Annotated in this window: 16 protein-coding genes; 7 read left to right on the top strand and 9 right to left on the bottom strand. The window is 45.9% G+C overall.

Going from position 1 to position 15,299, the window contains the following annotated elements:
* The first annotated feature begins 148 nt into the window (after nucleotides 1–148).
* Together CH367_RS03685 and CH367_RS03680 are read left to right on the top strand one after the other, a co-directional pair.
* Entirely contained in the window at nucleotides 149–1,288 is a 1,140-nt protein-coding gene (locus tag CH367_RS03685) for a hypothetical protein (RefSeq protein WP_244284455.1), read from the top strand.
* The gene (locus CH367_RS03680) at nucleotides 1,285–2,718 is read left to right on the top strand and encodes a hypothetical protein (RefSeq protein WP_425268783.1); all 1,434 of its coding nucleotides are present in this window, start codon (nucleotides 1,285–1,287) and stop codon (nucleotides 2,716–2,718) included. Before CH367_RS03685 ends, CH367_RS03680 begins: the two co-directional genes overlap by 4 nt.
* Before the next feature lie 31 nt (nucleotides 2,719–2,749).
* On the opposite strand, the gene pssA is transcribed toward CH367_RS03680, so the two are convergent.
* From pssA to CH367_RS03640, 8 genes are all read right to left on the bottom strand, one after another.
* On the bottom strand, nucleotides 2,750–3,514 hold the full coding sequence (gene pssA / locus CH367_RS03675; RefSeq protein ID WP_010573982.1) for a CDP-diacylglycerol--serine O-phosphatidyltransferase: 765 nt from the start codon (nucleotides 3,512–3,514) through the stop codon (nucleotides 2,750–2,752).
* Nucleotides 3,511–4,527 (bottom strand): tRNA (adenosine(37)-N6)-threonylcarbamoyltransferase complex transferase subunit TsaD, encoded by a 1,017-nt coding sequence (tsaD, locus tag CH367_RS03670; protein ID WP_100761106.1) that lies wholly within the window; start codon nucleotides 4,525–4,527, stop codon nucleotides 3,511–3,513. Before tsaD ends, pssA begins: the two co-directional genes overlap by 4 nt.
* A 4-nt stretch (nucleotides 4,528–4,531) precedes the next feature.
* A complete protein-coding gene (locus CH367_RS03665; RefSeq protein ID WP_100761105.1) occupies nucleotides 4,532–5,920 on the bottom strand; it encodes a S41 family peptidase in 1,389 nt (462 codons plus the stop codon).
* Entirely contained in the window at nucleotides 5,910–6,200 is a 291-nt protein-coding gene (locus CH367_RS03660) for an LA_1448 family UV-C exposure upregulated protein (RefSeq protein WP_100761104.1), read from the bottom strand. Before CH367_RS03660 ends, CH367_RS03665 begins: the two co-directional genes overlap by 11 nt.
* Before the next feature lie 38 nt (nucleotides 6,201–6,238).
* Nucleotides 6,239–6,850 carry a transcriptional repressor LexA gene (lexA, locus tag CH367_RS03655; protein WP_100761103.1) on the bottom strand — a complete coding sequence of 204 codons (612 nt, stop codon included), beginning with the start codon at nucleotides 6,848–6,850 and terminating at the stop codon, nucleotides 6,239–6,241.
* Nucleotides 6,851–6,965: 115 nt separating this feature from the next.
* On the bottom strand, nucleotides 6,966–8,147 hold the full coding sequence (locus CH367_RS03650; protein WP_100761102.1) for an efflux RND transporter periplasmic adaptor subunit: 1,182 nt from the start codon (nucleotides 8,145–8,147) through the stop codon (nucleotides 6,966–6,968).
* Nucleotides 8,148–8,169: 22 nt separating this feature from the next.
* Nucleotides 8,170–9,657 (bottom strand): TolC family protein, encoded by a 1,488-nt coding sequence (locus CH367_RS03645; RefSeq protein WP_100761101.1) that lies wholly within the window; start codon nucleotides 9,655–9,657, stop codon nucleotides 8,170–8,172.
* A complete protein-coding gene (locus tag CH367_RS03640) occupies nucleotides 9,633–10,181 on the bottom strand; it encodes a hypothetical protein (RefSeq protein ID WP_244284476.1) in 549 nt (182 codons plus the stop codon). The genes CH367_RS03645 and CH367_RS03640 overlap by 25 nt, the downstream gene beginning before the upstream one ends.
* 381 nt (nucleotides 10,182–10,562) lie before the next feature.
* Here CH367_RS03640 and CH367_RS03635 point away from each other — a divergent pair, with 381 nt between their 5' ends.
* Nucleotides 10,563–11,102 carry a DUF1564 domain-containing protein gene (locus CH367_RS03635; RefSeq protein ID WP_100761346.1) on the top strand — a complete coding sequence of 180 codons (540 nt, stop codon included), beginning with the start codon at nucleotides 10,563–10,565 and terminating at the stop codon, nucleotides 11,100–11,102.
* A 76-nt stretch (nucleotides 11,103–11,178) separates the two neighbouring features.
* Here CH367_RS03635 and CH367_RS03630 read toward each other — a convergent pair whose 3' ends face one another.
* The gene (locus tag CH367_RS03630) at nucleotides 11,179–12,750 is read right to left on the bottom strand and encodes a tetratricopeptide repeat protein (protein ID WP_100761100.1); all 1,572 of its coding nucleotides are present in this window, start codon (nucleotides 12,748–12,750) and stop codon (nucleotides 11,179–11,181) included.
* 114 nt (nucleotides 12,751–12,864) lie between these two features.
* On the opposite strand from CH367_RS03630, the gene CH367_RS03620 reads away from it, so the two are divergent.
* Genes CH367_RS03620 through CH367_RS03605 form a run of 4 tightly spaced genes read left to right on the top strand, consistent with a single transcriptional unit; the run spans nucleotide 12,865 to nucleotide 15,291 of the window.
* Complete coding sequence (locus CH367_RS03620; protein WP_100761099.1) at nucleotides 12,865–13,389, top strand: ABC transporter permease; 525 nt, start codon at nucleotides 12,865–12,867, stop codon at nucleotides 13,387–13,389.
* Nucleotides 13,386–14,051 (top strand): ABC transporter ATP-binding protein, encoded by a 666-nt coding sequence (locus tag CH367_RS03615; RefSeq protein ID WP_100761098.1) that lies wholly within the window; start codon nucleotides 13,386–13,388, stop codon nucleotides 14,049–14,051. The genes CH367_RS03620 and CH367_RS03615 overlap by 4 nt, the downstream gene beginning before the upstream one ends.
* A complete protein-coding gene (locus CH367_RS03610) occupies nucleotides 14,048–14,944 on the top strand; it encodes an ROK family protein (protein ID WP_100761097.1) in 897 nt (298 codons plus the stop codon). The genes CH367_RS03615 and CH367_RS03610 overlap by 4 nt, the downstream gene beginning before the upstream one ends.
* Complete coding sequence (locus CH367_RS03605) at nucleotides 14,941–15,291, top strand: histidine triad nucleotide-binding protein (protein ID WP_100761096.1); 351 nt, start codon at nucleotides 14,941–14,943, stop codon at nucleotides 15,289–15,291. Before CH367_RS03610 ends, CH367_RS03605 begins: the two co-directional genes overlap by 4 nt.
* The last annotated feature ends 8 nt before the right edge of the window (nucleotides 15,292–15,299 follow it).

Here is a 15,299-nt window from a genome sequence, read left to right as displayed (position 1 = left end):
TTTGAAATCCTCGGTTTCCTTCCGTTTCTGAAAGATATCTTAACTTTTCCCCCGGACAAAACGTTTGCATTTGGATTTTTTTTTCGAAAGAATTTCAATTTTTTCCATTCTTTCTTCCGCATGAATCGGTTTTCAAACCGCTCCAAGAGTGGGAAAAACAAAATTCTATCCATTCGTTTTTCTATGTTTCATCGTCTATGCGCCGTTAGCCGCACAGAACGTCGCGGAAAAATCATCCGTTTTTGAATCGAGTTTAGATTCTTCCTTTTTTTTGATCCAGAGAAACTCCGGTTTCGCGTTCGGAAGTCTGGGACAAAGCCGAAAGAAATTTCCACCTTCGTTCGGAGCTTGGTTCGAGTTTCCGATTTGGAATCCGAGTAAGAATCATCTTTGGAAAACCTCGTTTTTATACGAGAACCATCGCGGTTTACCGCGAGAACATTCGGTTCTTCATCAAAGTTATGCGGGGCTTCAGTATTCTTTTTTTGCGGGGGAGAATTCTCCCTCTCCTTCCGTGTTTGCGGGTTGGGAAAAAAGCGAAAAGGACCTCGTTGTGTTCGGAATCCATCTCGAAATTCCAAAACGACAATCGATTCAACTCTTCGGTAAGACCGGCTCTGACTTCAAAAATGTTTCCGCGTGGTTTTATTCTCCGTTAAACGACGAGCTTCGTTTGTTTTTGGGAGTTTCGAGAACTTGGAGCGACGCTCGCACCGAAGATCGGTTCACGTTGGGAATCGGTTGTTCTCTGGAGAATTTTTTCTCTTCGTTTTTCGGAAATCAAACGGACTTGGTGGGTTCTGCGGATCAAGCGCGGACAGGTCCAATGGAGAATTTTCAGAATGAAAATTCTTCTTTGAGCTGGAAGTTCGGTTTTGTTGAGCGCGAACCGGAGCACGCGCAAGAACCGGCGCGACTTGGAGAAGAACGTAAGAACGGATCGTCCGACCAAGACGATTCCCAAAGTTATCGTTCGCAAAGATCCGGTTCTAATTTCCGAAAAGATACTTCCGCGTTTTCGCCGATCGCACGTTATGCGGTCGTTTTTCTTTCCGTTCAGGAATTGTTGTCGGCCGGGTTTCCTCTTTCTTCCGCCTTGAAGATCTCCCAAGAAAGTTCCCGTTCCAGGGAAGAATATTCGGTTTTTATAAACTCCCTCGATGAAAAGAATCGATCTAAAATTCTTTTTCTTTTGAGAAAGAAGAATCCGGATCTACGAAAACGCGGAGCCGATCCGGATCGCAAACGGGTTCGAAATTCTTCTCGTTTTTCAAAGAGTGTACGATGAGGTTCATCGTAACACGCGGGTTCGTTGCGTTTGTATATTGGCGCGCGTTTGTCGTATATGCAGTTTTTGTTCTGTATTTGGTTTCAGCTCCGGAAATGTCTTTGTCTGCAGTCGAATCTCGAATTGGTTTTACGATGGAAACCTACGAATCCAGATATTCTCACACGGCCAAGGAGAATTGGTTTTTTAAAACTTCGAACTGCGATAAGCCGCGACAAATCCGTTCAGCGGATGGAAATTTTTTGCCGATCACAACGAATACAATTCCCGTGGCCCCGAACCGGTTTTGTGGAAGCGGTTTTATCGAAACCAGAAACGGAACGCCTTTGTTATCCGCAAAAATCGATCATCGTTTTTTCAGAGCGAGTTTTGGTAATCGTTTCCGTCCTTTGGAGAACTTTTACTTTTTGAGGGACAACGATTTTTATACGGCCCTTCCTGAAATCGATCAGGCAACCCATAAGGCGGGATTTTTCGGTTTCAAACACGGAGATTGGTCCCTAGGAACGTATTATTCCGAACAGGAAGCGAAACGCAGACCTGGATTTTATCTTTTATCTCCTTGGAAGTTGTTCGAACTCGCGGTTTCGCCCGAATCTAAAAAACATTACGTTTCTTTAAACTTTCAATCCGAGAACTTTCGTCTTCCCGGCCCGAAGATCGTTTCCAGAATCCAAACCCTCGGAGAAAAGAAGGAATTCGACGGAACGTTTTATTCTTCTCTGGTTTCGGAAAGATTGGATTCCGAGTTTAGAATCACTGGTTATCGTGGGAAGAGCGGGGATCTGTTTGCGCTCGATCCGAATCGAAATGAGTTCAAGGGAAAGGCAGAACTTGCACGTTTTGCGATCACTTCGCATTCCGTTTTTTCAATCGAATGGATTCGAGCTTGGAATCGTCAGGAGCCGCCGCGGAACGCGGCGGCGGATCCATACGATATTTCGAATATTCTAAATTCAGAAAATTCTCCCACTCCTTTGAAACGTTGGGAAATCGTCGCGGGCAAGGCTCCGATCGTTTACGATCCGATCATCGGAGGAATTCTTTTTTCTCTTCGAAATTACACAAACGAGACCCTGGGTCGCGGGCTTTACTACGGTCTTCATCAAAAACGTTTCACGATTGAAGCCGGGCAAGAATGGAGAATCAACGGAGACGCGATTACCGAAGGAAAATGGTCGTTTCGTTTGAACGAGGTTTGGAATTTGGAAGGAGCGTTCTTATTTCAAAAAGAAGGAAATCGAACCGATTCTCTTTTTGAGGCGAGGACGGCGAGGGACGAAACGAGTTTGATCTTTACCGATCGTTCTTCCTCGTTTCGTTTGCGTTTACTTTCGCCTTACGTCGCTTTGTCGGTCAGCCATTCCCGGAGAAAGGAGCACAAAACCGACGGGATCTGGATCAATCTCCAGATTCAGTTCCCTTTTTGAGAATTTTAGAATATTCTAAAATTCTTTTGGATCAATCCAGTTTTACCCGGAACTCCTGGATCAAATGAATGAGAAAGGTCATAATTCCGGAGAAGATGTAGAAAAAGATCAATCCGTAGATCAACCAAGGCCAACGATTGAGTCCGATCAGAGCGAGTAAGATCGTAATTCCCGCCACGAGAAGAAACAATCTCGTAGGACTGAGTTTGGAACGGATCGCCGCTTGCGGTTTCGAATAACGTATGTTGGAAACCATAAGAACCGCGATCAAAACGAATCCAGTGATCGTAAGCCAATGCGGAGCGGAGTTCACGTTTAAAAAGATCGGAAAAAATCCCACGGTTACGCCCGCTACCGGAGAAGGCAATCCCGTGAACGACTTCGGATCGTGAGCGACGTTGAATCTCGCGAGTCGATACGCGGCGCAGATCGGGAAGATTGCGGCGACGAGCATTCCGATCGGAAACATATCTTCTTTTCCGAAAACGTCGATCTTGTATTCGCAGAGAACCATCTGATACATCAAATATCCCGGAGCGATTCCGAACGCGGTCAAATCCGCGAGACTGTCCAGATCGGCCCCGAGTTCCGAGGTCGCATTGAGCGCTCTCGCGGCCATTCCGTCGAGTCCATCACAAAGAGCCGCCAACAATATAAAGAATCCTGCAAGTGTATACGCTTGTAATTCGCTCCCGCCTCTGGAACCTGCTTCCGATGCGACGAGCATAGCGCTGAATCCCATCGTGAGATTTCCGAGTGTAAGCGTGTTAGGAACCCAACTGAGTTTGAGTTTCATGAAAAGATCTCCTGTCTGGATGGACTGACCGTAAAATCGATATCTCTTTTGTAGCCTTTCCGAAACAAATAGTATCCCAGAGACGCTACCATCGCACCGTTATCGGTACAATAAATTTTTTTCTTCGGAGTGAAAAGTTCCACGGAATTCTTTTCCGCCCAGGCCTGCAATCGTTTCTGAAGGGTGGAATTCGCCAGAACCCCGCCCGCCGCAAAGATCCGTTTAATCCCCGTTTTCGCCACTGCCCGTTTGAGATTCCTTTCCACAAGATCGAAGGCCGAATTTTGAAAGTTCCAGCAGATTCTTTCCTGGGAAATTTCTTTTTGTTTTTCCATCAAAACCATCACCGCGGTTTTGAGCCCGCTGAACGAAAACGAAACCTGATCCTGAGGAAGATTTCTCAAGAGGGGCGGTAGAATCGGCTTTTCGTCCGGCGTCGGAACATACGCGTTCGCTTTCGCTTCTATGTAGGGACCGCCCGGATACGGTAGATTCAAAAGGCCCGCGACCTTATCGAAGGCTTCTCCCAAAGCGTCGTCCATTGTATCTCCGACAAGTTCCATTCTACCAAATTCTTGGAGAGTGTAAATGGCGGAATTTCCCCCGGAAAGCAATAAACCGAGAACCGGGAATTCTGTGGGAACTCCTTCCAGGTGTAACACGGCGAAGTGCGATTGAAGATGACAAACCGGTAAAATCGGCGTGCCGTAAACCATGTGAATGCAACGGGCCATCTGAGCCCCGACCATCAGGGACCCGGTAAGCCCCGGTGAAGAAGTCACAGCCACGTAAGAAAGATCCTCGAACCCGATCTTGGCTTCTTCCATCGCTTCTTCGAGTAGGAGATTGATCTTTTCCAAATGCGCACGGGACGCGATCTCGGGGACGATTCCACCGTACGGTTTGTGAAGATCGATCTGACTGAAGATTCTTAGACTGAGTAATTCTTTCCCGTCACGGACGATCCCGATCGAGGTCTCGTCGCAACTGGTTTCGATTCCCATTCCGATCATGGATTTATGATTTCTTTTCTCCCTCTTTGGAAGGGCTGAGAATTTCGATCGCTTTCCGAAGTTGAGGATCGAGTTCCAAATCCGGAATCGCACTCTGACCTTCGGGACGGGCTCTACTTTTGTATAAAAATCGCGCGACGTCTGTGGAAAGTTTGATTCCTTTTTCAGCGAGATACTTTTCGAAAAGAGAGAAGTTCGCTTCCGTATAATTCGGATTCTTTGCAAGAAAGCCTTCGAGCATTTTCTTTTCCGCCATCTTGCGGATGTAGAATCGATCGTCTTCGGTAGGCTCCACAGATTTTACGATCACATCGGGTTGAATTCCCTTTCCGTGAATCGACTTCCCGCTCGGAGTATAATACTTCTGAATCGTAAGCGCAATACCGGTGTTATGCGATAGAGAATAGATATTCTGAACGGAACCTTTTCCGAACGAAACCGTCCCGAGAATTTTTCCTCTTCCGTGATCCTGCATCGCACCCGCAAAAATTTCGGACGCGCTCGCAGAACCTTCGTTGATGAGAACTACCAAGGGCAGATTGGTGAACTTATCGTTCGCGGCGGTGGACTTGAAAACTCGAACGAGTTCTCCTCCTCTTCCGCGCACGGACACGATGTCCAAATCCGGTTTTAAGAATAAGTCGGAAAGTGCGATGGCGAGATCCAGAAGTCCGCCGGGATTCATCCTAAGATCCACGATCAAACCTTCGGCGCCTTTTTCTTTGAGAGAATTCAGTTCCTTTTTAAATTCGGAAAGTGTGCTGTCCTTTCCCATGAACTGATTGAGTTTGATGTATCCGAGTTTTTCCTTTTCCATAAAGGAAGAACGCACATATCGGATCTTGATCATTTCACGAACCAGAGTCAATTGAATCGGTTCCTTTTGATTTTTGCGTTCGAGTTTGATCGAAACCGATGTTCCGACCTTTCCTCTCATCAATTTGATGGAATCGGAAAGAGCGAGATCGTGTGTGTTCTTTCCGTCGATTTCTATGATTCTATCTTGTGGGAGAATTCCCGCTTTCATCGCGGGTGTGTCTTCGATCGGAGATATGACGATGATGGCTCCGTCCGCAAAGGAAACTTCCATTCCCAGTCCGCCGAAACTTCCTCGGGTTTCTTCTTGGAGTTGGGAAAAATCGTCCTTGTCCATAAACCGGGAATGAGGATCTCCCAAGGAAGAGATCAATCCTCGAATCGCGCCCGCGTAGAGTTTTTCTTCGTCCACGGATTCCACGTAATCGGAATGAATGTAGGACAATACTTCGTGAAAGATTTGGAGATAGGATTCTCCGGATTTGGAAATTCCTTTTACCGTTCCGGTGGGGAGAATGAGTGCGAAGCTGAGAAAGGAGACAACTCCGATCCAGACCATTCTTTCTTTATTTTTCATATTCTTTGATCAATGCCTCGTGTAGTGCGGGACTTGTTTGTTTCAAACGACTCAGTACACTATCGGGATCTAATCTGTAGACTGAACACGCTTCGAGAAAAAACGTAAGATCTCCCGGCGCGGATTTGCCGGAAGTCGCTTTGAGGTTGGCGTTGATTCTTGCGATGCTGATTCTTTCCAAGACCCGCTTTAAATCACCGTCAGCGATTTCTTTTTTGGGCGGGCTACATTGAAGAACGAAAAGGAGAATGATAAAGAGGAAAAAATTTCGTTGAAACACTCTGTCCGAAGTTTCAGTCGAGTTTCCCTCTCTGTCAATCAGTAAATTCGATATAGGCCGATCAACTTTCCCATCACGACCGCTTTCTTGGTCTTGATCGGTTTGTATTTCGGATTTCTCGCTTCGAGACGAATCTGATCCTGTTCTTTATAATATACTTTTAACGTGGCCTCGTCGTCGATCAATGCGACTACGATTTCTCCGTTGCGCGCGATGTCTCTTTTTTCGATAATCGCGATGTCTCCGTCGTTGATTCCCGCTTCGATCATGGAATCTCCCTGCACACGAAGAGCATACATAGGAACGTTTCCTTTCGCCATCTCGTCGGGAACGGGAATGTAAGACTCGATGTTTTCTTCCGCAAAGATCGGAAGACCGGCGGCAACTTGACCGATGACCGGAATACTCGTTGCCTGCACCGGAAGAGATTCCATCGGACTTTGACGAATGAGTTCGATCGCTCTGGATTGATTTTTAGCGGTCTTGAGATAACCCTTTTTTTCGATCGCTTTGAGATGATCGTAAGCGCCTTTTGCGGTGATTCCGAATTCGTCTCCGATTTCTCGAATCGTTGGCGGGAATCCTCGTTCTTTGATGATTGCAGTGATGAACGTAAGAACAGCCTGTTGCTTGTCTGTCAGGTCTTTCATACTAAACAACTTAGTAGTGAATAAATGCTAAGTCAACACAAAAATAGTAAAACTTGTCGGGGGATTGTGTAGTCCGCCTGCGCGAAGCGCAGGCGTTCGGGCGCACGCAAAATTCTTAGAGCTTCAAGTATTCGCTCTTGAGAATAAAAGATCCTCTCGAAACGATCTGAACCCCTTCTTTCAATCCGGCCTTGATTACAACTTCGTCTCCGACCGTATCTCCCGTGATCACTTCGGTCGCTTCAAAACTTCCATCCTCATTTTGAATAAACACGATGGACTTGCCTTCGATTTCATGAACGGCTTCCAAAGGAACGGTCCTTCTCGGTTCGGCTCCCGTGTTCACCACCTTTCCTTTTACCTTTGCGGTTACGGACTGACCCGGTTTCAATCTTCCGTTACGGTTGGAAACCATGATCCGAAGTTTGGCGGTTCGTTTGATATTGTCCAAAACCGTTCCCACATACGCAACCTCTCCTCGTATTCCGGGAGATTTTTCGTCGCCGAGCGGATAGATATGAGCCTCCGCTCCTTCCGAGATCGTTCCGAAATCTTTTTCGTAAACTTCAAGAAGGACCATCAGATTGGTAAGATTGGCGATGGTGAATAGATCCTCGTTTCTTGTAACCTGTTGTCCTTGGATTGCTTTTCTTTCGGTGACTTCTCCGTTGATCGGACTTCTTAAAACGAGATTGGAAGAAACGTAAACCCCTCTTTCGATACCGGAGATTTCTCCGGGTGTGAGTCCGTAGTTTTCGAGTTTGATCCGAGTTGTTTCCACTTCGGTCTTCGCGGTTTTGTATTGCATATTTGCGAATTCGTAGTCTTTCGCGGAAGTCACCTTCATATCGAAGAGTTCTTTCGCACGATCCGCTTGCAGCTTTAAGGCTTCGAGACTCGCTCTCGCTTTTACGTAAGAAGCTTCGACCTCCCCGAGCATCACGGAAGAAAGAATCGCAAGCGGAGAACCCTGGCTCACGCGATCCCCTTCTCTAACGAGAACCTTTTTGATTCTCGCTTCCACGGTGGAACCGGCTCTCGCCATACTTTCCGGATCGTAGGAAACCCGCCCGGGAAGCGCAACCTCGTCGACAGAAGAAACTTCTTTAAGAGCGACTAACGTCAAAGGATGTCGTTTTAATATCTCTTCGGAAACGTTGAATCTGTTTTTGTTGACTACGACTTGTTTCTTTTCCTCGGTTTTTTTGGAGAAGAATTTTTTGTAGCCGAAGTATCCCGCGCTTACGATCGCGAGGAGGACGAGAGTGGTTTTGTATCTATTTAAGAAATTGATCATACGAATCTCCGGGGACGTTTTTTTAATCCCTCTCTGTTTTCCTTCCGACCGCCGCTTTGTAGATCTCGACCGCGTTGTAGTAGAGATACAATACTTCGTAGTAATCCCTGAGAACCGTAAGATAATTCTTTTCGGCCTGTAGAAAGGTTACCTGATCGGAAGCGCCCCGGACATAGGCAATCCTGGACTTTTGTTCCAACTGTTTGTTTTTTTGTAATAAATTGATTCTTTCGTATTTGGAAAGAAGATCCTCTCTCGCAAGAAGTTCTTTTTTGGAAGCTTCGATCTCTTCGTTGACTTCCCTTTTTTTGGCTTCGAGAGCGAGTTCGAATTTCTTATGTTCTTCCTTGGCGGAAAGAACTTTCCCTTGCCCTCTGTCGTTCAAAGGAAGTGGGATCGTCGCAAAAACACCGGCGTAGTGTTCGTTGCCTTTGATTCTCCATTCTCCACCGACCTGAAGATAACCGAGGGCTTCTCTTCTTTGCAGATCGATGTTGAGTTTCTTTTCTTTGACTCGTTCTTCGAGTGCGGCGATGTCGGGGCGATTCACCGATGTGATCGAAGAATCCTTGAGTCTGAGGCCGAGGTCTTCGAGGGATTTGAATTTCATCTCCGATTTAAACGCAAAGATTCCTTCGGCTTCCCGGATTCCGGATAGAATTCTGAGTTCTTTTTCGACGAGTTGTCTGCGGACAAGCGCGTCACGGTAGAATTTTTCGACCTGAATTCTTTCCAACTCGAGTCTTTCGTATTCGAGAGGGGAGATGTCGCCTTTTTCCACTCGAAACTTCGTGAGTTCGAGAAGGTCGCTGTAATTTTCGTAAAATTCTTTATTATAATCTACTAAATTAGTAAGAAATAAATAAGCCCAGTAGTTTTGGCGAAGCCTAAGACGAAACAATCTGTCGAAGTTGTCGAATTCTCCGAGAACGGCTTCGAAGGATTTTTTTGCGACCTTGGAGCGAAGTGATACGACTCCGTATACGTCCACGTCTTGGTACAGCGCGGGTGCGATCTCAGTCGCGCCTCCTTGAGATCCGTTTGCCCCGAGAATCTGAGGCCCGGAAGATCCTCCGCCCGGCATCCCGATAAACTGTTGTTGATACTGCACGATCGGGTTTCTATAAAGGGAAGCGGTGATGACCCTTCCTCTTTCGATTCCCATGTTTTGTTTTTCGGCGAGATACAACGGGTTGTTCGAAACGGCGTAGTCGGTCAGCCTCTCCACGTCCCAGTCTATGATCTTTCCCGAAAAAGAAACCGAAACCGGCGTTGCGTTAGTCGCGCTTGGCGCTTGACTTTGTTCTTCCTTGGAGTCTTGGGATTTTTTTTCGTCGGGCAAGGAACCGTTTTTTTTCTTATCCTCTTCCGAAACAAGACTCGGTTCGAGAGGTATGACTTCCGCGTAAATTGGGAACATCAAAAAGGATATAAGTCCTAAAAAACCGAGAATCAAAAAAGTTCTGATCGATCTCGGAGGATTCATTAAAACATTCTGTGAAGATACCATTTTCCCTGCACTTTCTTAAAGTATGGATTGAGAAGTTCCTTCTCCAGTTCTATGTTATCTTTAAATCTAAGTTTTAATTCGCATTCGGTCATACTTTCGTAATAAAACTCTATCTCAATCCCACCCGACAGCAAAAACAAATCCCGAACCGTTCTTACGTTCTCGGAATTCTTTTGTTTTTTTAAAAGTTCTCGGTCGAAAAAATAAGTCTCGAAATAATTTCCTTTTTTGGAGAGTTCCTTTTTGATTTCTTCTCGGGTCCAGATTCCTTTCAAATCCAAAAGTAATCCGTCCTTCGGAGACACTCGGTCCGGAAGTTTGGAAAAATCCTTGGCGACGGTTTCTTCTACGAGGGTTTTCATCAACTGGAGAATTTCGGGCGTGTCCTTGCTGTGGTCGCCGGTATGACCCGCGAGAAAGACCTTTCCGGCCCCAATTTCCGGGCTTTTCAGATCCGTTCTGGAAAGAAAAAGTTCCTGTTCTGCGGACGCGGCGTTCCGGTCCGATTCTGTCGTCGTCCAAATCGTCTTACAAGAAAACGAAATGATTAGGGAGAATGAAAACAGTAGGAAGGCGCCGATCGAAAGTTGTGTTTTTTTTAGTACGAGGTATAACGATCCCTTTGCAGGACGTTGTGCATGGGTCCGCGCAAGGTTCTGAGTCGGGCAAAGCCGATCCAAAAAATATGTCATCTTTTCGCGCATAAGAAATCCGGACCCGGGTCCAGTCTCTGAGAATCGATCGTAAAGTCGAATCAAGTTTTGTTTTTATTCGGATCTGTTTTCCATTCTTTGAATGAAAGGGAATGTGAAGTGAATCGTTTTTTTCACGTTTTGTATTCTTTTTTTGTGGAGTTGGGTGGAGATTATACGCTTTCGATACTCGTTTCGAGAACCGAATTCGGTATGGGATATCTACTACTCGACGCGGATCAAGAGATTCGTTCCACTCTTCAAAAAGATTGTATGGAAACTGTGACATTGTTGCTTTCGGAAGATATGTTGTTTCGTTTTTCGGAAGATGAGATTCGCAAACTTCCGAAGAAAATTCCTCAGATGTTAAGGACTTATGGGAAATTTCTCTCGGCTCAAAAACGTTTAGGGAAGAATGCGGGACGAACCCTTTATCAGCCGAGCCCGGGAAAATCCAAAATGAAACGAATCAACGTTCGTTTGAGTCCCGGGAGTTGGACAATGTTCGGTGCGTTGGCTCAGGCTCATGGTGTGTCGCGTTGTTTTCTTTTCAATTATTTGTTGTGTTTGGAATTGGCAGGGGTTGGAGATTCTATCTTTTATACTTTGAACGCGGGAGTTCCCACGTTCCACCGAAATTACAACTATATCCTCCACCTCGACTTAACGAACAACAGAGTAATCCGCAGGCTCCAATGCGAACCTGATACCCTATTCTACACATTAGATTACAGAGATTGGTATCCGGACTAAAAACCCGACGAACACAAACAACACAGCCTAACAAAAAGCACGACGAACTAACGCGCCAAAGGAACGTTATGCGCCTTTACGCGCCCTTTGCTTCCAAACGAAGCGCTTTTTTCAAAAGTTCTTCCAAATCCTTACCGTAAATCACATTGAGCAAGGAAGAATTATCCGTAAGAAAACGCTTGGCGCCTTCGGTAAACTCCGCGTCACCCACGATAAAAGCCTTATCGACGCCGAGTTCCTTCAACTGACCGATCGTATCCCGAAGAAAGATATCCGAAATTTTCGCGTCCTTCCATTTGCGGAATTTAAAAAGAGAACGAGTTTCTTTATCGGTTTTGTATAAGCCCGTAAGATTGAGACCGTCCCCTTCTTTGTTGGGAACTTCCCGACTCACGGTATAATTCAAAGCCATCACGATTCGAACGCAAAGATTCTTAAATTCAACACCTTTGAGTTGACGATAGTGATCCAAAACCCCGACGCCGATTTTTGAAACGTCCGCGAGAAGTTTATTCCCCTGATCGTCCAAGATTCCCTTGATATGAAAAGACTTGGAAGATTTTAAACCGGAGAGTTCGTAAAAACGTTCCACAGGAAAAAGTTCGCCGAAGATTCTGCCGATCTCATCGTCCAAGGAGAATCCACTCTGACCCGCCTTAGTTGCATCGATTCGTTTCGTCTCAAGTTGAAACTTGTAATTCGCAAGTTCCAAAATTCTTACGTCGTCGATTCTTTCCGACTCGGCTTCGATGAGATACTCGCTCGCCTCTTCCAGTTTTCCGAGTTTGACCGCCAACAAAGAAAAGTAAACGTCGGAATCTATCATCTCCTGTTTCCAACCGCTGTTTCTCGCCATCTCCATACAAAGTCTCGCATGTTTGAGACCTTCGTTTAAATTTCTCTGGAGAATAAAACAACACATCAAAAATTGAAAGATCGTATAACGAACATAATCGTCTTCGATGAGATCCGCGACCGAGTTCGCAACCTTGATCGCTTCGTCGTATTTAGAATCCCGAGTCAAACTAAGCGCATATAAAAACCCGCCGACCGGAGAAGCGGGATCCAACTCGTAAGCCTTTGCAAAGAATTCCACCGGATTTCCTTTACGAAGAACCGCGGAGACAACTCCCTTACCGATAAAGATGGAAGCCGTTTTGATTTTTTCGTTCGAGATCTTTCCTAAAAAACGATCCGCAATCGCGAATTCTTTTTGACCGAGGGCCATAAAACCGATTCTTACGTTGGCTTCCGCATTTTCGGGATCGATCGTGACGGTATCTAAATAATGAAATAGCGCTTCTTCGAATAAATCCTGTTGATAATAAATATCCGCGATCCGATTGGAAACCGCAACCTCGTTGATACCCTTTTCATAAGCGCCGATTTTTTTGATTTTTTCGAGGTGACGGGCCTCGTTGGTCGTATCACCTTCCATCGCGTAGATTTTAGCGATGACGTAATGCGCCCGAACGTTCGAGGGAGAATTGTCCAAAATATCCCGAATGATAACTCGGGCGTCCACGAAGTTACCCATCGCGGCGAGGGCCAGAGCCTTTTCAAAAGCGTCTTTCTTGGTCTGGATCAAAAAGGATCCAAACGCAACAATCAGAATGATTCCAATGGCGACAAGAATGACGAAGATCATTTTTTTGTTTTTCTTTCAGGTTCCAGTTAGTAAATGGATAAAATCTCGAGAATTGGTCCGGGTATTTATCCGGTCTTGGGATAAAATCAATCTTTTTGTAGAAACGAAAACCAGATGGGAAAACTTACCTACTTCAGATTCGCGTATTCTATTGTAAAACGCGATATTATCATTAGTATTCTTCATATAGGATTTTCCGTTTTATTCTGCTTTTTTCTGATCTTCGGGATCTTTCTACTCAGAATGGATAAGGCTCCCTCTAACCCTTCTAGTATCGAACTCTTCCGGAATTATCCACAGTTGGTTTTATTGCTGAGTTCGGCCGGATTGATATTTATGGCGCTCACGAGAACCCTCCTCAGAACCTCCGACGCGGGAATTATGATGGCGGTCGGGGGAAACCGAATCGGAACGATTCGACTTTTGGTCGCGGAACTCTGGATTCTCCATGGAACCGGATTCTTTTTGGCGATCGCCGCCACCCTATTCTTCCCACCTTGGGTTGCCGAAGGTTCTAGTTTATTAGATTATCTGAAAGCGTTTTTGATCTGTATATCTCTCATTTCGGGAATCGGGGCGATTCTTTCCACGATTCTCACGTATTTGGATCCATACCGCTCGATTCGGAGGGGAAAATGATTCTTCGCATCAACGACCTTTCCCGAGAATACGGAAAATCGAAGGCAGTCAACGGTGTTTCCTTCGACATGAACCAATCCGACTATGTCGCCATCGTCGGGCCTTCCGGCTCGGGAAAAACCACGCTCTTATCCATGATTACCGGAATGTTAACCAGCTCTGCGGGAGAAGTTTACTTTGACACCACAAAGGTAAGCGATATGTCGAGCGGGAACCTCGCCAATTTCCGCGCGAGAAACATCGGACTGATCTTTCAATTTTCGGAACTTCTTCCTCACTTGGACGTGGAGGAGAATATCCTTCTCCCCGCGCTTCTTGTCGGAAAATTCAGCCCGAAAGAATATTTGGAAAAATGCGAATACCTCATCAAAAGTCTTCGACTCGAGTCGATTCGAAAGAGTTATCCAAGTAAACTTTCCGGCGGACAAATCCAGATGACCGCGATCGCAAGATCCCTCATCAACGAACCGGAACTTCTTCTCGCAGACGAACCTTCCGGGGATTTGGATCCGGAGAACAGCGAACTCGTAAGAAATCTTCTCTACGATTTCAACTCGAGAGGACTTACAATTCTATTAGTAACTCATGATATGAATCTCGCATTCGACGCAAAAACAATCTATGAAATGAGAGAGGGAGCGTTTACCCGGGTGGTAAAATGAAATCCTATCTCGGAATCGATATCGGAGCCGGGAGCATCAAGGCCAATCTGGTCGATTCTCAAGGAAACATATTAGGAAAAACTCATAGACCCACCGGATCGGAAACCGACGAAAAACAATTTCTGAATTCGTTATACGATATCGTTTCCGAAATGAAAACCCCTTCCCTCACGGCGATCGGAATCGGAAGCCCGGGACCGATCGATTCGGAAAACGGAATTCTCATCCAATCCGCCAATCTCCCGTTATTAAAAAACGTCGCGTTAGTCGCTCATTTAAAAAAGAATTTCTCAATACCGGTTTACTACAACAACGACGCGAATTTGGCCGCTCTCGGAGAATACAGATTCGGAATCGGGAAGGGTTCGTCGAGTTTGATCATTCTCACTTTGGGAACTGGACTTGGAGGCGGTTGGGTATATCAGGGAAAACTGTTCAACGGATATAAGGGAAGCGGAATGGAAGCGGGTCACATAACGTATCTTCCGAACGGTTCCCTCTGCGGATGCGGACAAAAGGGATGTGTGGAAGCATACTTCAGCGCGAGCGGATTTTTAAATCGATACAAAGAACAAACCGGAAATCATTTAAGTTCCGCGGAAGAATTTTTCGAAAGAAGCCGTAAGGGAGAATCTTCCGCCTTATCCTTGTTAAACGAAGGAATCGAAGCGCTCGCACAACTTTGTAGAGGACTGATCCATACGATCAACCCGGACAAGATCGTGTTCACCGGCGGAATCGTACAATCCTGGGATCTTTTCGGAAACACACTTCAAAAAAGAATCGAAGAATTGATCTTTCCCGTTTTCAGAACTTATACTCAAATTCTGCCCGGAGGAAACGTATCCGGAGCCTTAGGAGCCGCCGCTCTTTGTATGGAGAATCACGAATGAACGATCCGAACTGCATTTTCTGTAAGATCATCCGAAAGGAAATTCCCTCCAAGATCGCGTTTGAAGACGAAGAAATATTAGCATTTCATGATATTTCTCCGCAGGCCCCGGTCCATATCGTATTCATACCGAAAAAACACGTAACGTCCCTCGCTCAGATCGAGGACGGAGATTCTTCCCTACTCGCAAACGTTTTGTTAAAGATCCGCGATACCGCTAAGGATTTGGGAATCGCGGAAAACGGTTATCGGGTCGTGAATAACACGGGGAAGAATGGCGGACAAACCGTATTTCACATTCACTTTCATCTTTTAGCGGAACGCCGACTTCTTTGGCCTCCGGGTTGATACGAGGA

It is taken from the genome of Leptospira barantonii (assembly GCF_002811925.1).
Classification (GTDB): Bacteria; Spirochaetota; Leptospiria; order Leptospirales; family Leptospiraceae; genus Leptospira; species Leptospira barantonii.
Note: the sequence above shows the minus strand (reverse complement) of the source record. Positions and strands in the feature narration are given on the sequence as shown.